Origin of the sequence: Streptomyces sp. NBC_01381, assembly GCF_026340305.1 — a bacterium.
Taxonomy (GTDB): Bacteria; Actinomycetota; Actinomycetes; order Streptomycetales; family Streptomycetaceae; genus Streptomyces.
This window is the reverse complement of record NZ_JAPEPI010000001.1, coordinates 2,140,282-2,155,832: the sequence shown is the minus strand read 5'-3', so window position 1 is coordinate 2,155,832 and position 15,551 is coordinate 2,140,282. Positions and strand designations below refer to the sequence as shown.

Below are 15,551 nucleotides of genomic sequence, written 5' to 3'. Positions count from 1 at the left end.
GGGGGATGCCGGTCGAGGCGCCGTTGGGGGGTGGTTGCTCAGGTGTGGGCTCTGTGGACTCTGCGGGCTTTCCGCGTTACTTGTACGCGCCGAACGCCTTCGTGAAGGCGAGCGGCTCCTGCTCGATCGATGAACAGGTGGGCTGCGCGCCGTTGTTGGCGCCGCCCTCGCACGCCTTGTCGCGGGTCGACGACCACATGGCGAGCCAGCCGATGCCCTTCTCCTCGGCGAACTTCACCAGCTGCGTGGCGTCCTCCACCTTGAAGATCTCGGTGGTGACGTCGTTGACGCCGATCATCGGGGTGACCGCGACCGCCTTCCAGGCCTCCTCTTCGGACAGGCCGAGGGCGCCCTTGATCTGCTTCTGCGTGGCGGTGGCGGCATCGATGGCGTACTGGCCCATGTCGCCGCTGTAGGACGGCCCGTAGTCCATCGCCATGATGTTGACGGCGGATACCTTCACGCCGTTCTTCTTGGCGTCGGCGACGAGGTCGACGCCCGGCTGGGTCAGCCCCTCGGGCATCACCGGCAGCGTGAACGAGACATCCAGGCCCTCGTGTTCCTTCTGCAGCTGCGCTATGGCCTGTGCGCGGCGGGTGTTGGCGGCGGTGTCGGGCAGGGCGGCACCCTCGATGTCGAAGTCGACCTTCGTCAGCTTGTACTTGTCGATGACCTTGCCATACGCCTTGGCCAGCGCGTCGGCAGTGTCGCACTTGAGGCCGAGCTCGGATCCCGCGGCTCCGCCGAAGGAGACGCGTACGTCACCGCCCTTGTCCCGCAGGGCTCCGATCTGCGAGGCGACCTTGTCGTCGTCGAGGCCGGTGGTGCCGCCCCACAGGGGCTCGCAGGCGCCGCCGGAGGTGATGAAGGCGAGGTTGAACTCCTTCACGCCGGTCTTGGTCGCCGTGTCGACGAGGTCGTACGCGGGGGCGAGTGAAGTGTCCACGAACGGGGCGAAGTTCGCCTGGGCGGCGGCCTTGGCGGGGGTCTTCTCCACGGGGGCCTTGGTCGCCTGGGCCGTTGCGGAGAAGGCGAAGGCTCCGCCGCCGACGAGGGCTGCTGCCGCGAGGCCGCCCATGACCTTGGCCTTGGTGCTTACCGTGCGCCGGTGCGTTGTGCTCATCGCTTGCCTGCCTTGGGGGTGCGGGGGGTGGGTGCGTGCAGCACGTTAGCCCCGCGGGGGCACGGCATTTGGGGCATAGCGGGCGGTGGGCTGGATCTTAGGGTGGGCTTAAGGGAGCGATCGGGGGTGGTTAATTGTTCGCTGCCCGGTGCAGGTCGTGGGTGGATTTCCGCGCTCCGCGCGGGGTTTCCCCAGCCACCCGCCCATTACCCCGCAGCGGGTGGGTGTGTTTTCGCGCCCCGCGCGATTACCCCGCAGCGGCTCGCCTTCGGTGACGACCGCGGGCGGGGACTACCCCGCAGTGGCCCGCCTTCGGCGGCGTACCGAACCCCGGTGCCCCCGCCCCCCGGGCACGGGCCTGCGGCCGTCCAGCTGGATCCAGATGCGGACCTCGGTGCCGCCAAGCACGGACCGGCCGATCCGGACATCCCCGCCCGTCGACTCCGCCAACTGCCGCACGATGTCCAGGCCGAGCCCCGTCGACCCGTCCTCCCCGGAGCCGCCGCCCCGCGTCAGGGCCGCCTGCGGATCGGCGATGCCGCCCCCCGCGTCCGAGACCAGGACGATCACCGCGTCCTCGCCGCTGTGCACGTCCACCGCGAACGCCGCCCCCTCCCGCGTGTGCCGGAAGACATTGCCCAGCAACGCGTCGAGCGCGGCGACCAGTTCGGGGCGCGCCACCGGGATCCACACCGGCAGGTCCACCCCCGCCACCCGCACCTCGCGCCCCTCGTCCTCCGCGAGCGCCGACCAGAAGGCCATCCGCTCCTGGATCACTTCGGAGGCGTCGCAGCCCGCGCCGGGCCCGACCGTGGCGGTCTGCGGCTTCGCGTCCCGCGCCGTACGGATGATCGTGTCGACCTCGCGCTCCAGCTTCTCCACCGCCATGCGGGTCTGTTCCGCCACCGCACCATCCCCCAGCGAGGCCGCGTTGAGCCGCAGCACCGTCAGGGGAGTACGCAGGCGGTGCGAGAGGTCGGCCGCCAACTCGCGTTCGTTCGCGAGGAGTTGGACGACCTGATCGGCCATGGAGTTGAACGCCACCGCCGCCAGGCGCAGTTCGGTCGGGCCCTCCTCCGGAACCCTCGCCCCCAGCTTCCCCTCGCCGAGGTCGTGCGCGGCGCCCACCAGGCGCTTGGCGGGCTGGACCATGCGTACGCCGAGCCGGTCCGCGACCGCCACGGACCCGATGACCAGCGCAATGCCGACGCCCGCGAGCACCAGCCACGCCGTGGTGACACCGTTGCTGACCGCGCCCTCGGGCACGAAGATCTCGACGACCGCGATCTTGCCGGAGCTGAGCGCCGTCGGCTGGAGCAGTGCGAAGCCGCCCTCGACCGTCGCCGTCCGCGCCCGGCCCTCCTTGCGCGTGGTCTCCACCGCCGCCGCGTCCGCGCGCCCGTCGCCGATCTCCAGGGCGGGCGTCTTGTCGATCGCCGGTACGTAGACGGCCATCCGCCCCTCGCCGCCCGCCTCGGACGTGGCGACGGCCCGCATCAGCTGATCGCGGTCGGTGGTGATGGAGAGTGTGGGGCCCATGCCGGCCGCGTGCCGCTCAGCGTTCGAGAAGGCCCGGTCCCGCGCCATCTCCTGGATGACGAGCCCGAGCGGTACCGCGAAGGCCACCACGACCATCGTCGTGACGGCCAGGCAGACCTTGACCAGGGCCCATCTCACAGCGGTGGCTCCGTCAGCGGCGGCTCCAGCTTGACGCCGACACCCCGCAGCGTGTGCAGATAGCGCGGCCGCGCCGCCGTCTCGCCCAACTTCCGCCGCAGCCACGACAGATGGACGTCGATGGTCTGGTCGTCGCCGTAACTCTGCTGCCACACCTCGGCGAGCAGTTCCTTGCGCGGTACGACGACTCCGGGCCGCCCCGCGAGGAAGGCGAGCAGATCGAACTCGCGCCGGGTCAGATCGAGCCGCGCCCCGTCCAGCTCCGCCTGGCGCCGCAGCGGATCGATGGCGAGCCCGCCCACCCGGATCTCCTCCCGGCCGGCCGGCGCCTCGCCCGCCGTCGCGCGCGAGCGGCGAAGCACGGCGGCCATCCGGGCCGACAGGTGCTCGACGGAGAACGGCTTGGTCAGATAGTCGTCGGCGCCGTCGTTCAGGAGCCGTACGATCTCGGCCTCGTCGTCCCGCGCGGTCGCGATGATCACGGGTACGTCGGTGATCCCGCGCAGCATCTTCAATGCCTCGGAACCGTCCAGATCGGGCAGACCGAGGTCAAGAATCACCACGTCAAAGCGGAAATGGGCGACCTCGCGCAGCGCCTCGAGGGCCGTGCCGACGCTGCGCACGGTGTGCGATGCCTCGGTCAGATGCCGGATGAGGGCGGAGCGTACGAACTGGTCATCCTCGACGACGAGCACACTTGCCATGGGCGGCACCGTACGCCATACGGGCGACAGCGGTCCTCCTGGGACACCTGTGCGGTGCGTGGTGCAGTATGGCTCGCGATGCGCAGAGGACTCGTACACGCAATGGCTTGGTCGCTCGCCACCGGCGCCGCGGTCACGCTGTCCTGGTGGGGTGTCCACACGGTGATGGCGGGCACGGCGTACGACCCGCCGCGGGCCGTCCCGCTCTCCGCCGACGGCGGCGACGCCGAGCCGCTCTCCTCCTCGACGCACCGCCCCGATCCGACGCCGACCACCGGCGCCACGCACTCCTCGAAGCCCTCAAAGCCGTCGAAGTCGCAGAAACCGTCCAAGTCCCCCGAGAAGGATCCACCGAAGCCCCCGCCGAGCGGTTCCTCCACCCCCGACGCCACGGCGGGCAACGTGAAGAGCTACTCGACCGACGGCGGCCGGGTCGTCTTCGACCTCGGCAAGGACTCGGCGACGCTGGTCTCGGCGACCCCGGCGGCGGGCTGGTCGGTCCAGGTGTGGAAGCAGGACACCTGGATCAGGGTGGAGTTCACGTCGGGCGCCGACCGGGTCTCGGCCTTCTGTACGTGGCACGACCACGCCCCGGCGGTCGAGATCAACAAGTACTGAGGCCGGTCGGCCGATTCAGCGGAAGACCGACGGGGGCGGCGCGGGCGACGCCACCGCTCCGGCGTCCATGACGGGCGCCGCTCCCCCGCTGAAATCGGCGAGCGCCCTGCCGTGCTCGACCCGCGCCGGATGCGAGTCCCCCGCGCTGCGCCGGGTCAGCTCGGCGATCGGCAGCGGCAGATCGCTGCCGACGAGCACCGCGTTGCCGAACCGCTTGCCGCGCAGCACGGCGGGGTCGGCGATGAGTGCGAGCTCCGGGAAGACGGTGGCGGCGGTGGCGAGCTGGCCGCGCAGATGCGCGAGCGGCGGCCCGTCGGCGAGGTTGGCCGCGTAGTACCCGCCGGGCTTCAGGACCCTGCGTACGTCGGTGAGGAATTCCGTGCTGGTGAGGTGTGCGGGCGTCCTTGCCCCGCTGAAGACATCGGCGATGACGAGGTCCGCCCAGCCGTCCGCGATCTTGGCGAGGCCTTCGCGGGCGTCGGCGCCGCGCACCCGTACCCGGGCCTGGGGGTCCAACGGCAGTTCGCGGCGCACGAGTTGGATGAGCGCCGTGTCGCGCTCGATGACCTGCTGGGTGGAGCGGGGGCGGGTCGCGGCTATGTAGCGGGCCATGGTGAAGGCGCCGCCGCCGAGGTGCAGGGCGTGGATCGGCTTTCCGGCGGGCGCCACGAGATCGACCACGTGCCCGAGCCTGCGCTGGTACTCGAAGTCGAGATACGCCGGGTCGTCGAGGTCTACGTGGGACTGCGGGGCACCGTCGACGAGCAGCGTCCAGGCACGCGGCCGGTCCCGGTCGGGCATCAGCTCGGCGAGCCCGCCGTCCACTTCCTCGACAACGGCCTCGGCCGCTTCCCGCCCCCGCCTGTTTCTTGCCATCAGCCCATTATCCGCGCAGAACAGCACCCCTGCCCGCGCTGCCGCGGGCAGGGCCTCAGCGACAGCTGTCCGCGGCCTCGATGGTCCGGGCAGCCAGCCCCAGCGCGGCCCGCAGCACAGCGGGATCAGTCACCGGATCGGCCTCGCCGGACGGCGGAAGCAGCCACCCCGTCCCGGCGACAGGCGGCGCAGGAACCGGCTCCGGCTCGGCGCTGTACACACTCACCCCGTGCCCGAAGGTCTGCGTACAGGCGCTCCCCGGCAGATCCCAGCCGTCCGCGGTCCCCGGCGGCACCAGAAAGCCCAGGGTGTCGCAGCTCCCGTCGTGCAGCACGGGCCCGACCCCGTCGCCCTCGCCCGCGCCCCGGCGCAGGATGTCGACGGCTTCGAGGCCCTGCCGGGCCGGCACCGTCACCAGGTCGCAGCAGTCCGCAGGCCCCGGCGGCGAGGCGGGCGCCGCGCTGTGGTCCTGGCTCGGCAGATGGGCAGCCGTCGTCGACGACGCCCGCGATACAGCGTTCTCCGTGCCGATCTCCAACATGGGGACCCCTCCTCGCAAGGGCGGAAGCCGCGTCGCTCCCTCTCCGCATGGTTCAACGCGAGGCGGCGTCAACGGCTACGGCGGCACGCCGCCGCAAAGGATGGCAGTTCATGGCAGATCGTGGGTGAGATATCCCGTTTGTAGCCAAACTCCGCGTGGCGCCCCGGTCACAGCCGGTACGTTCGTGCTCCGCCGGAACAGGGGCAGCACCGCCAGATCCACGAGATGCGGCACACTCCGGCACGATCCGCACGAGAGGGTCAGGCCATGGCGTCGTCACCGATGACATCGTCAACTCAGTCTCCACGACGGAATCTTCTCTTCCGGCAGCTGCGCGGACAGCGCTCGCCGGGCGAGTTCGCCGCCGCGGTCCGCCGGGCCGCTCGTGAGATCGGCGAGCGCGTCAGCTGCGACGCCCGTTACATCGGGCGCGTGGAGGCGGGCGAGATCCGCTGCCCCAACTACGCGTACGAGCGGGTGTTCCTGCACATGTTCCCCGGCCGGACGCTGACGGACCTGGGGTTCGCCCCCCGCTCGGCGGTGCGCGGGCGGGGGGCGCGCAACGAGTCCGAAGCGCCCGCGCCACACACCACGATCCAGCTGTATGAGTCACCTCCGTCCGGGCCGCCCGGCTCCGAGTTCCACGAGTGCGACCCGTACGAGATCCAGAGTCACGAGGAGAGCGACGTGCGGCGTCGCGCATTCATGAGCGGCACGGCCACCGTGGCCGCCGCCTCTTTGGGCCCCTTCGGGCTCGCCGCCCAGGACCCGGCCGTGGCCGCCGCACAGCGCGGCAGCCGTGCGGGCGAAGCGGAGGTGAGCGCGGTCGAGGAGGCCGTGCGGAGGATCCGGCTGCTCGACGACCGGCACGGCGCCGACGGGCTCTACCGAAGGGCCTCCGCCCCACTGAAGACCGCCTACGCCCTGCTCGACGCCGGCACCACCCGGCAGTCGACGGCGGACCGGCTGCACACCGGAGCCGGTGAACTCGCCATCTCCGTGGGCTGGTTGGCGCATGACTCGGGGCGCTTCGACGACGCGCGCTCGCACTACGCCGAGGCCCTCGCGACGGCCCGGATGGCCGGCGACCCGGCCCTGGAGGCGCACGCCTTCTGCAACACGGCCTTCCTGGCGCGCGACGCGGGCCGGCCCCGGGAGGCGGTGCGGGCGGCGCAGGCGGCGGCGCGGGCCGCCCGGCACCTCTCGTCGCCCCGGCTGGTCTCGCTGATCGCGCTGCGCGAGGCCGGGGGCTGGGCGGGGCTCGGCGACCGTGCGGGCTGCGAGCGGTCGCTGGCCCGCGCGCACGCGCTCTTCGACCGGGGCCCTGCGGACGCCGACCCGGAGTGGATGAGCTTCTACGGGGAGGCCGAACTCGACGGGCTCGAGGCGCAGAGCTGGTCGGCGCTCGGCGACTGGGAGCGGGCGGCCCGGCACGCCCGGCGCGCGGCGGGCGTGGCATCGGCGCAGACCCCGCAGTTCACCCGGAACATCGCCCTCTACACCGCCGAGCTCGCCGACGACCTGGCCCGGGCCGGCCGCCCCGACGAGGCGGCGACCGCGGGCCTGCGCGTGCTCACGCTCCTGGACGAGGTGCAGTCGTCCCGTATCCAGTCGATGCTCGCGACGACGGCGCGGGTGCTGCTGCCGCATCGGCGGGCCTCGGGGGTCGGCGGCTTCCTGGAGCGGCACGCATCGCTGCCGCGGGCCGTGTAGCCGCGGCCGCTTTCGGCCTTCTGTGCCAGGTGCCCGCTTCTATGCCAGGTGCCCGGTCTCGTTCCACGACTCGATGGCCGGTTCGCCATAGGCCCAGCCGAGGGCCGAGATCGAGGTCGGGTTGAGCCGGATGCGGGCGGCGAAGTCGATGCCGAGGCCCAGCCAGCGTGCGCCGATGGACCGCAGGATGTGTCCGTGCGCGAAGACCAGGACGTCGCGGTCGGCCTCGCGCGCCCAGGCCACCACCTCGTCCGCGCGGGCGGTGATCTGCTCCAGGGTCTCTCCCCTGGGGACGCCGTCGCGCCAGATGAACCAGCCGGGGCGGACCGCCTGGATGTCGGCCGGGGTCATTCCTTCGTAGGAGCCGTAGTCCCACTCCATGAGCGTGTCCCAGGTGGTGGCCCGGTCCCCGAAGCCGGCGATCTCGCAGGTCTCCCGCGCGCGGGAGAGGGGGCTCGTGCGCACCTCGACGTCCGGGAGGCCGTCATAGGGAGCGCGGTGCAGTCGCTCACCCAGGAGCTTCGCGCCGCGGCGGCCCTCTTCCAGGAGCGGCACATCCGTCCTGCCGGTGTGCTTTCCGGACAGGGACCACTCGGTCTGTCCGTGCCGGGCCAGCAGGATGCGCGGTGCCATGACGAGCCTTTCCGAGTCGGCGGCCATCGGCCGCCAAAGGACGAATTCTGCGGACAGATGGCTGTCCGTACCCTCCATCATCACCCACGCGCGAGGCCCCGATCACTTGTGCCCACAAGGAGCAACCCGTCCGACGATCTCAGCGTCTAAGTCCACTGAGGTCGCCTCCGGGGGGTATTCGCGTACGCCGTAAAGTGAGTCGGCCAGTACTGGAGTACGAACGCGGAACGACCACTGGGCGACCGCAAGAAGACAATGGATGGGGGACCGGCCGGATGCCGCAGACCGACGCTCCGGGCATCGGGGGGAGCAGCGGGCACCGGCTTCGCTGGTGGACCGAGTTGCCGCTGATAGCCCTGGTGTACGCCGCGTACTCGGCGGGCCGGCTGCTCGCGCGCGGCGATGTGTCGACCGCCGTCGACCACGGTCTGGCGCTGCTGCGGGCCGAGAAGTTCCTGCACATCAACGCCGAGAGTCCGCTGAACCGCCTCTTCACCGCGAACTCCTGGATAGGTGTCCCGGCCGACTTCTGGTACGCCTCGCTGCACTATCTGGTGACCCCGGCGGTCCTCATATGGCTCTTCCGCAGCCGCGCGGTCCACTACCGCGCGGCACGCGCGTGGCTGATGATCTCCACCCTGATCGGCCTGGTCGGCTTCACCCTCCTTCCGACGTGCCCGCCCCGCCTGTTGGCCAAGGGCCACGGCTTCGTCGACACCATGGCGCAGTACAGCAACTTCGGCTGGTGGGGCGGCGAGGCGAGCGCGCCGCGCGGTCTCGGCGGCATGACCAACCAGTACGCGGCGATGCCGAGCCTGCACGTGGGGTGGGCGCTGTGGTGCGGGGTGCTGCTGTGGCGCCACGGCCGCACCCCGCTGACCAGGGCCGTCGCGGTCGCCTATCCGCTGCTCACCACGATCGTCGTGATGGGCACCGCGAACCACTACCTCCTCGACGCGGTCGCGGGGATCGCCGTGATGGGCGTGGGCCTGCTGCTCGTACGGCCGGTGCTCGGGCTCGCGGACCGGGTGCGGGAGCGGTTCGAGCTCGCGCCGGTGGGGGCGTGGCGGCCGTCGGCCGTGGTCACCTCGCACTCCGGCTCGGCCGCGGCGGGGGCATCGGGGGTCGGGGCATCGGGAGCGGGGGCGGGGGCGCTCAGTGGCTCGTCCACCGCGCGGCGCGGTGCCTCGCACGCCCCAGAATCCTCAATTGTCAGTGGCGAGTGCCAGACTTCGACAGGTGAGCGAATTCCCCGACCGCGCAAGCGGCCTGCCGAGTCAGGAGCCGAGCCGGGTGCCCAGTCCGCCGACGCCGGGGACAGCACTGCGACAGCGGCTCGCTGAGCTGCGCGGACCTGACGTCCCCGCGAAGCCGCTCGACGCCCGTGCGCTCGCCGCCCTCGCCGCGAACCCGGGATGCCAGAGGCGCGCGCTGCTCGACGGTGCGGGGGTGGACAAGGCGACGCTCGCGCAGTCGCTCGGCTCCCCCGGCTCCTTCGGGCAGTCCCAGTTCGCTTTCATGCGGGGCAACGCCTTCGAGGCGCGGGTCAAGGCGGACGGCGGCGCGGAGCTCCTTCGCCTTGCGCATGCGCGGCTCGGGGGCGGTCCCGATCCGGTGCCGGGCGAGTCGTCGGTCCCCGACCTGGCCGCGGTGGGCCCCGAGGGACGGGCCGCGCGTACGTCACTTGCCCTGCGCGAGGCGACGTCGGCGGGGGGCTGGACGCTCCTGGACCACCCGATGCTGGCGCTGGACGTCGCAGGGACACCGGCGTTCCTGGAGCCGGACGCGGTGGTGATCCATCCGGACGGCACCTGGACGGTCGTCGAGATCAAGTCCTTCCCGATGATCGACGGTTCGGCGGACGCGTCGAAGGTGGGTGCGGCGGCACGCCAGTCGGCGGTGTACGCACTTGCGCTCGAGCGCGTGGCGGCCCGCATGGAGCCCGCGCCCCGGGTCCGGCATCACGTCCTGCTCGTCTGCCCCAAGGACTTCTCGAATCTCCCCGCGGCGTCGGCCATCGACGTCCGCAAGCAACTCTCGGTGACCAGACGCCAGTTGGCGCGCCTCACCCGTATCGAGGACATCGCGGCGGCGCTGCCGCCGGGCACGACGTTCGACGTCAACGGCCCTGCCGAAGCCCTGACGGCCGCGGTCGAATCCGTCCCCGCGACCTACGCCCCCGAGTGCCTGGCCGCCTGCGAACTGGCCTTCCACTGCCGCGAACGCTCCCGCGAGGAAGGCGCCGTCACGTCCCTGGGCCGAGCGGTGCGGGGCGAGCTGGGCGGCCTGACGACGGTCGAGGGAGTCCTCTCGGCGGCACACGGCGTGACGGGTGACCCGAAGGACCCGGCGGTGGCGGCGCTGCGGAGGGCGGCGGCGCTGCGGGCCGAGGCGCTTGCTGGCGTGGGCGCCTCGAGCGGCCCTGCCGGGGGTGCTGAATGCTGACCCCCCTCGCTGCGCGCCCCGCCAACTGCTCTCCCACCCGCCCGCCCGTTAACCCGGCAGCGACCGTCGACGGCCCCCTCACCCTACCGCGCCTTTCCCCTGCCGCAGCCAACTGCTCTCCCACCCACCCGCCCGTACACCCGGCAGCGGCCGGTTGGCTCCGGGTGGGCAAACCGCCGCGGAGCGGTGGGGCGGGCGATGGCGGTCCACGGGTGAAAGAGGCTCCCCTGCCGCTGATCGACGGCCTCAGCCGCCCGTACCGCCGGCCGACGGCGAGCGCCCGATGCCGGGTGAACCGGTGGGTGAGCGGGGAGAAACCGACGCGGAGCAGCGAGAGCGGCAGGCTCGGTCCGCAGCTGGAGCAGGCTCCCGCCTCCCTGACCGACGACCTCAGCCGCCCGTACCGCCGACCGACGGCAAGCGCCCGATGCCGGGTGAACCGGTGGGTGAGCGGGGAGAAACCGACGCGGAGCAGCGAGAGCGGCAGGCTCGGTCCGCAGCTGGAGCAGGCTCCCGCCTCCCTGACCGACGACCTCAGCCGCCCGTACCGCCGACCGACGGCAAGCGCCCGATGCCGGGTGAACGGGTGGGTCGGCGGGGAGGATCCGCCGCGGAGCGGCGAGGCCGGCAGGCGCGGTCCGCGGCTGGAGCAGGCTCCCGTCTCCCTGACCGACGACCTCAGCCGCCCGTACCGCCGGCCGACGGCGGGCGCCCGATGCCGGGTGAACGGGTGGGTGGGCGGGGAGGATCCGTCGCGGAGCGGCGGCGTTGGCGGCCACGGCCCGCAGGCGAAAAAGGAGGCCCCGTGTCACTGATCGACAACCTCGCCCGTCTGGAGGCGGTCACCAGCGGGCGGGCGCAGCCGCGGGCGACCGTAAGACACCGGCACCTCTCCCAGCGCCCCCTGGTCCTCGTCCCCCTCACCACCGCCGGTGAAGCCGGTGCCCCCCTGGGCGCCCTCGTCGGCACGGAGCGCACCGCGCCCCGCCTCATCGCCGTACCCCAGCCCCGCGACCGCGACCTCCGGTTCACCTTCCTCTCCCAACTCGCGGACACCGTCCTGGAGTACGTCGATTCGTACGCCGAAGAGGTCGAGGCGGCGGAGCGCAGCGAGACGGATCCGGAGACCGGCAAGCGGGTGAAGGTGGAGGTCGAACTCTGCGCGGATGCCCCGCAGTTGATCGTCCCGAGCCGGGCCGGCATCGACTTCGTACGGCTCATCGGCCGTTCGACCCGCTTCCGCCGCACCGCCGAGCAGGACCCGGATGCGCCCTACCCCGCGCCGCCCCGCGTCCCCCTCCTCGGCCGCTGGCTCACGCACTTCGGGGAGCGTGCCCGTGTCCCGGGGTCCTCGCTCCTGACCGCCATGACCGATCTACTCTCGCGCCACTGGGCCACCGGCCAGAGCAGCCTGGAGGACCAGCATCTGGGCGCTCTCCTCGCGTGGATCGAGGCCCCGGACGGCACCTCCGGAGCCGACGCCGCGCTCCGCGCGGAGCTGGCGCGGGACAAGGACGGCCAGCTGCTCTGCCCGCCCGCGGGCCCCGCCACGGACCCCGCGTTCGACAACCGCCTGCTCGCCCCGGCCATCGAGCGCTACGACCGCGCGCGCGGCGTCCTCGCCACCGCCGAGGACGGTGTCGAGGCGGACGCCCGCCTCGCCGAACTGGCCGCCGCCGAGCGGGAGATCCGCGCCCTGATCGACAGCAGGACCCGTCCCACCTGGGACGCGGTGTGGCGCGGCCTTGACGCGCTGTGCACGCTCCCCGAGGCGCCGCACGCGGCGGACCGCTGGACTCGCGACCGCTGGTCGTTCACCGGCCACCGGGACCGCGTGACCGCGGGCGAACCCCCGCAGCCCCGCATCGACGACGCGGTCACTGCGGCCAACAAGCTGGCCACCCGCGAGCGCGAACAGGCCAGGCTGGAGGCCCAGGAGGCGCTCGACGACCCCCTGGTGATGGCGGGCCGCCGGCTCGCCGGAGAGGCCTTCACCGGTGAGGTGACGGAGGTGGTCATGGCGTACAGCGAGAGCAAGAACCCGAGGCCGCGCCCCCTGGTCACGATCCGGACGGACGACCACCCGCACCTGGCCGAGCGCGCGAAGGTGTACCGCTCGCTCCAAGGCAAGCCGCAGACCGCCGAGTTCGTCGCGTACGAAGGTGAAGGCGCCGTCATCCTCCGCGTCACCGACAAGATGGGGCGCGGCAAGGAACCCGATGCAGGCTCGGTGCCGGAGAAGGGCGACCGGATCTGCTGGACGCTCTTCGAGCACGAGCAGCGCGGCGGCCCCAAGCTGCCCGACCCCGATGCGACCCCCTGGACCCATGGCGGCCCGCCGGGCGACGCCGCCGAGAGCCCCGATCCCGTGACTCCGGAGGACACCCTGTGAGTCCCGTAGCAGCCCCCTTCGACCCCGGCGCGGCAGCGGCCAGGGCCACGGACGCGATCCTGCACGACACGTTGCACGGCGCGCACCGGGGAGTCGTGGTCGACTCCCCGCCGGGCGCGGGCAAGTCGACGCTCGTGGTCCGCGCGGCCCGCGAACTGGCCGCCGCGGGGCGCCCGTTGATGGTCATCGCGCAGACGAACGCGCAGGTCGACGACCTGGTCCTGCGGCTCGCCGAGAAGGACCCGGACCTCCCGGTCGGCCGGCTGCACAGCAGCGATCCGGACGCGTACGACAAGGCCCTGGACGATGTGCCGTCCGTGCGGACGTCCACGAAGGCCGCCGATCTGGCCGGGCTCGACGTGGTCATCTCGACCGCGGCGAAGTGGGCGCACGTCGAGGTCGCCAAGCTCGACGGTCCCTGGGGGCACGCCATCGTGGACGAGGCGTACCAAATGCGCTCGGACGCGCTGCTCGCCGTGGCCGGGCTCTTCGAGCGGGCGCTGTTCGTGGGCGACCCGGGTCAGCTCGACCCGTTCTCGATCGTCGGCGCCGAGCAGTGGGCGGGCCTCGCGTACGACCCGTCGGCGTCCGCGGTGACGACGCTGCTCGCGCACAATCCGGAGCTGCCGCAGCACCGCCTGCCGGTGTCCTGGCGCCTCCCGGCGTCGGCGGCGCCCCTCGTGTCGGCGGCCTTCTACCCGTACACGCCCTTCCGCAGCGGCACGGACCACGGCGAGCGGAGGCTCGGCTTCGGGGTGCCGTCGGACGGTTCGGGGCCCGACCGGGTGATCGACGAGGCGGCGGAGTCGGGCTGGGGCCTGCTCGAGCTGCCCGCGCGGAACACGCCGCGTACGGACCCGGAGGCCGTACGGGCGGTGGCCCAGGTCGTCCGCCGCCTCCTGGACCGGGGCGGCGCGGCCACCTCGGAGCGCGGCCCGGACCCCACGCCGCTGACCGCCGACCGCATCGCCGTCGGCACCGCCCACCGCGACCAGGCGGCGGCGGTGCGCGCGGCCCTCGCGGAGCTGGGGGTCGCGGACGTCACGGTGGACACCGCGAACCGGCTGCAGGGCCGCGAATTCGACGTGACGGTGGTCCTGCACCCGCTCTCCGGCCGCCCGGACGCCACCGCCTTCCACCTGGAGACGGGCCGCCTCTGCGTCCTGGCATCCCGCCACCGCCACGCCTGCATCGTGATCTGCCGCGCGGGCGTCAGCGAACTCCTGGACGACCACCCGTCGACGGAACCGGTCCAGCTGGGCATGACGGTGAAGTTCCCGGACGGCTGGGAGGCGAACCACGCCGTGCTTGCCCGGCTCGCGGAGCACCGGGTGGCGTGGCGACCGTGACCGGCATTTGGGCGCCCGCCACCCGGCACCGGCACATCCCGCCGCCCACGCCGGACGGAGTCCGGCACGCCGCCGGAGGCGGCCAATGAATACAGCCCGGACGGCTGGGAGGCGAACCACGCGGTCCTGGGCCGCCTGGCGGAGCACCGGGTGGCCTGGCGGCCCTAGCTCTGCGCCCGAGGCACTCTTGCGCGGCACGAGACAATGGAAGATGGCCGATGGCCGGAAACCGTACGAGGAGGAAGAACCATGGCGGAGCCCGAGCGGCCCCGGTCCGAACAGCGTCTGCGACCCGCGCCCCTGCTCTTCGAGCCCGCGGAGGCGGCCGCCGACCCGGAGCACTTCTTCGACCTGGAGTCGATGGAGGACCCCCGTGAGCTGCTCGACCGCGCCACCGAGCTGACGCACGCCTTCCGTGCCGCGACGGACCGGTCGATCGAGTTCCAGGCCATCGCGGCCGCCCAGCTCGCCGACCCGCGCCGCTTCGACCGCCTCACGCACGCGGCGATCGCCGAGCGCGCGCAGTGGACCGAGGACTACGCGAAGAAGATGGTCGAGTTCGGCCGGGACCTGCTGCGCGGGACCGGCGCGAGGGACGCCTGATCCGACACCCCTCTCCCGAACAAGATCACGGGGCATATGCCAGTGGGGCAAGGTACTCCCCCTGCCCCACTCTTGTCCCGATTTCCAATAACTCTCAGAAATGGAACGCCTACTACCGGTAGATGTATCTGCCATGAGCAGCACGCATCTCCACCCGGCCCCCATCAGCGACGTCACCGCCGAGGGAGCCGCCTGGCTCGCCTCTGCGGAAACGTATCCGCACAGCATGCTCACCCACTGGCGCGCCCGCCCCACCGCCCCGGCCGTGCTCCCCTGCGGCACCGTCTTCGACGTGGTGAGCGTCCCCGCGGTCTTCGGGCGCCGGATGCTCGACCGCTTATGGGACGAGGGCCCCGGTTCGGGCCCGGTCGCCGAGCACCGCGGCCGCACGCTGCTCTTCGCCGCCCCCGGCACCGCCCACCGGCTGCCCTCGCTGCTCGAGTGGGAGGAGTGGGGCCGCGCCGTCCCCTCGGCGCTCTGCCACGGCACGGGCGACGCCGTGACGGTGCCGCCGATCACCGCAGGACAGCGGGAGACACCCACCCCGGGGCGGCTCGATTCCCGCTGGCTGGTCGCCCCCGACACCCGGCATCCCTGGCTCCCTGGACCCGAGGTGATGCTCTGGGCCTGCGTCCGCGCGGCCCGCGCCACGGCGGGCTCCGCGGTCCGTATATCGATTTTTCCTGGCGGCGATCAGGGTGCTAAGGTCTACGACGTCAGCAGGCGCCGCTAGCTCAGTTGGTTAGAGCAGCTGACTCTTAATCAGCGGGTCCGGGGTTCGAGTCCCTGGCGGCGCACAGACGGTGAGAAGCCCCTCGCGGAAGCGAGGGGCTTCTTGCATGTCACCGCGCCGTGCTCACCCGGCCGCGCTCACCCA

General features: G+C 72.6%; 13 protein-coding genes, 1 tRNA gene and 1 pseudogene. 9 read left to right on the top strand and 6 right to left on the bottom strand.

The features are described 5' to 3' along the window. Nucleotides 1-76 precede the first annotated feature (76 nt). The 3 genes and pseudogenes from OG453_RS10330 to OG453_RS10320 all read right to left on the bottom strand — a co-directional run. Nucleotides 77-973, bottom strand: a pseudogene (locus OG453_RS10330) (chitinase); the annotation flags it as partial. Between the two features lie 441 nt (nucleotides 974-1,414). Beyond that, nucleotides 1,415-2,800 carry a HAMP domain-containing sensor histidine kinase gene (locus tag OG453_RS10325; protein WP_266866686.1) on the bottom strand — a complete coding sequence of 462 codons (1,386 nt, stop codon included), beginning with the start codon at nucleotides 2,798-2,800 and terminating at the stop codon, nucleotides 1,415-1,417. Continuing rightward, nucleotides 2,797-3,504: a response regulator transcription factor gene (locus tag OG453_RS10320; RefSeq protein ID WP_266866685.1), complete on the bottom strand. Its 708-nt coding sequence runs from the start codon at nucleotides 3,502-3,504 to the stop codon at nucleotides 2,797-2,799. The genes OG453_RS10325 and OG453_RS10320 overlap by 4 nt, the downstream gene beginning before the upstream one ends. A gap of 78 nt (nucleotides 3,505-3,582) precedes the next feature. Between OG453_RS10320 and OG453_RS10315 the strand changes: the two genes are divergently transcribed. Further along, entirely contained in the window at nucleotides 3,583-4,122 is a 540-nt protein-coding gene (locus tag OG453_RS10315) for a hypothetical protein (RefSeq protein ID WP_266866683.1), read from the top strand. A 15-nt stretch (nucleotides 4,123-4,137) separates the two neighbouring features. On the opposite strand, the gene OG453_RS10310 is transcribed toward OG453_RS10315, so the two are convergent. Both OG453_RS10310 and OG453_RS10305 read right to left on the bottom strand, forming a co-directional pair. Continuing rightward, nucleotides 4,138-4,998 (bottom strand): spermidine synthase, encoded by an 861-nt coding sequence (locus OG453_RS10310; protein WP_266866682.1) that lies wholly within the window; start codon nucleotides 4,996-4,998, stop codon nucleotides 4,138-4,140. Between the two features lie 55 nt (nucleotides 4,999-5,053). Beyond that, the gene (locus OG453_RS10305; protein ID WP_266866680.1) at nucleotides 5,054-5,539 is read right to left on the bottom strand and encodes a hypothetical protein; all 486 of its coding nucleotides are present in this window, start codon (nucleotides 5,537-5,539) and stop codon (nucleotides 5,054-5,056) included. 267 nt (nucleotides 5,540-5,806) lie between these two features. Between OG453_RS10305 and OG453_RS10300 the strand changes: the two genes are divergently transcribed. After that, nucleotides 5,807-7,252 carry a tetratricopeptide repeat protein gene (locus OG453_RS10300; RefSeq protein ID WP_266866678.1) on the top strand — a complete coding sequence of 482 codons (1,446 nt, stop codon included), beginning with the start codon at nucleotides 5,807-5,809 and terminating at the stop codon, nucleotides 7,250-7,252. A gap of 39 nt (nucleotides 7,253-7,291) precedes the next feature. On the opposite strand, the gene OG453_RS10295 is transcribed toward OG453_RS10300, so the two are convergent. Continuing rightward, on the bottom strand, nucleotides 7,292-7,885 hold the full coding sequence (locus tag OG453_RS10295; RefSeq protein ID WP_266866676.1) for a histidine phosphatase family protein: 594 nt from the start codon (nucleotides 7,883-7,885) through the stop codon (nucleotides 7,292-7,294). A gap of 275 nt (nucleotides 7,886-8,160) precedes the next feature. Between OG453_RS10295 and OG453_RS10290 the strand changes: the two genes are divergently transcribed. From OG453_RS10290 to OG453_RS10260, 7 genes are all read left to right on the top strand, one after another. Further along, nucleotides 8,161-9,228 carry a phosphatase PAP2 family protein gene (locus tag OG453_RS10290; protein ID WP_266866675.1) on the top strand — a complete coding sequence of 356 codons (1,068 nt, stop codon included), beginning with the start codon at nucleotides 8,161-8,163 and terminating at the stop codon, nucleotides 9,226-9,228. Beyond that, nucleotides 9,179-10,330, top strand: coding sequence for a hypothetical protein (locus OG453_RS10285; protein ID WP_266866674.1), 1,152 nt, complete (start codon nucleotides 9,179-9,181; stop codon nucleotides 10,328-10,330). The genes OG453_RS10290 and OG453_RS10285 overlap by 50 nt, the downstream gene beginning before the upstream one ends. A gap of 805 nt (nucleotides 10,331-11,135) precedes the next feature. Beyond that, nucleotides 11,136-12,722 carry a hypothetical protein gene (locus tag OG453_RS10280; RefSeq protein ID WP_266866672.1) on the top strand — a complete coding sequence of 529 codons (1,587 nt, stop codon included), beginning with the start codon at nucleotides 11,136-11,138 and terminating at the stop codon, nucleotides 12,720-12,722. Then, on the top strand, nucleotides 12,719-14,071 hold the full coding sequence (locus tag OG453_RS10275) for an AAA domain-containing protein (protein ID WP_266866670.1): 1,353 nt from the start codon (nucleotides 12,719-12,721) through the stop codon (nucleotides 14,069-14,071). The genes OG453_RS10280 and OG453_RS10275 overlap by 4 nt, the downstream gene beginning before the upstream one ends. A 249-nt stretch (nucleotides 14,072-14,320) precedes the next feature. Next, on the top strand, nucleotides 14,321-14,674 hold the full coding sequence (locus tag OG453_RS10270) for a hypothetical protein (protein ID WP_266866668.1): 354 nt from the start codon (nucleotides 14,321-14,323) through the stop codon (nucleotides 14,672-14,674). A gap of 133 nt (nucleotides 14,675-14,807) precedes the next feature. Continuing rightward, on the top strand, nucleotides 14,808-15,407 hold the full coding sequence (locus tag OG453_RS10265) for a bifunctional DNA primase/polymerase (RefSeq protein WP_266866666.1): 600 nt from the start codon (nucleotides 14,808-14,810) through the stop codon (nucleotides 15,405-15,407). Further along, nucleotides 15,398-15,471, top strand: a tRNA-Lys gene (locus OG453_RS10260). The genes OG453_RS10265 and OG453_RS10260 overlap by 10 nt, the downstream gene beginning before the upstream one ends. Nucleotides 15,472-15,551 lie beyond the last annotated feature (80 nt).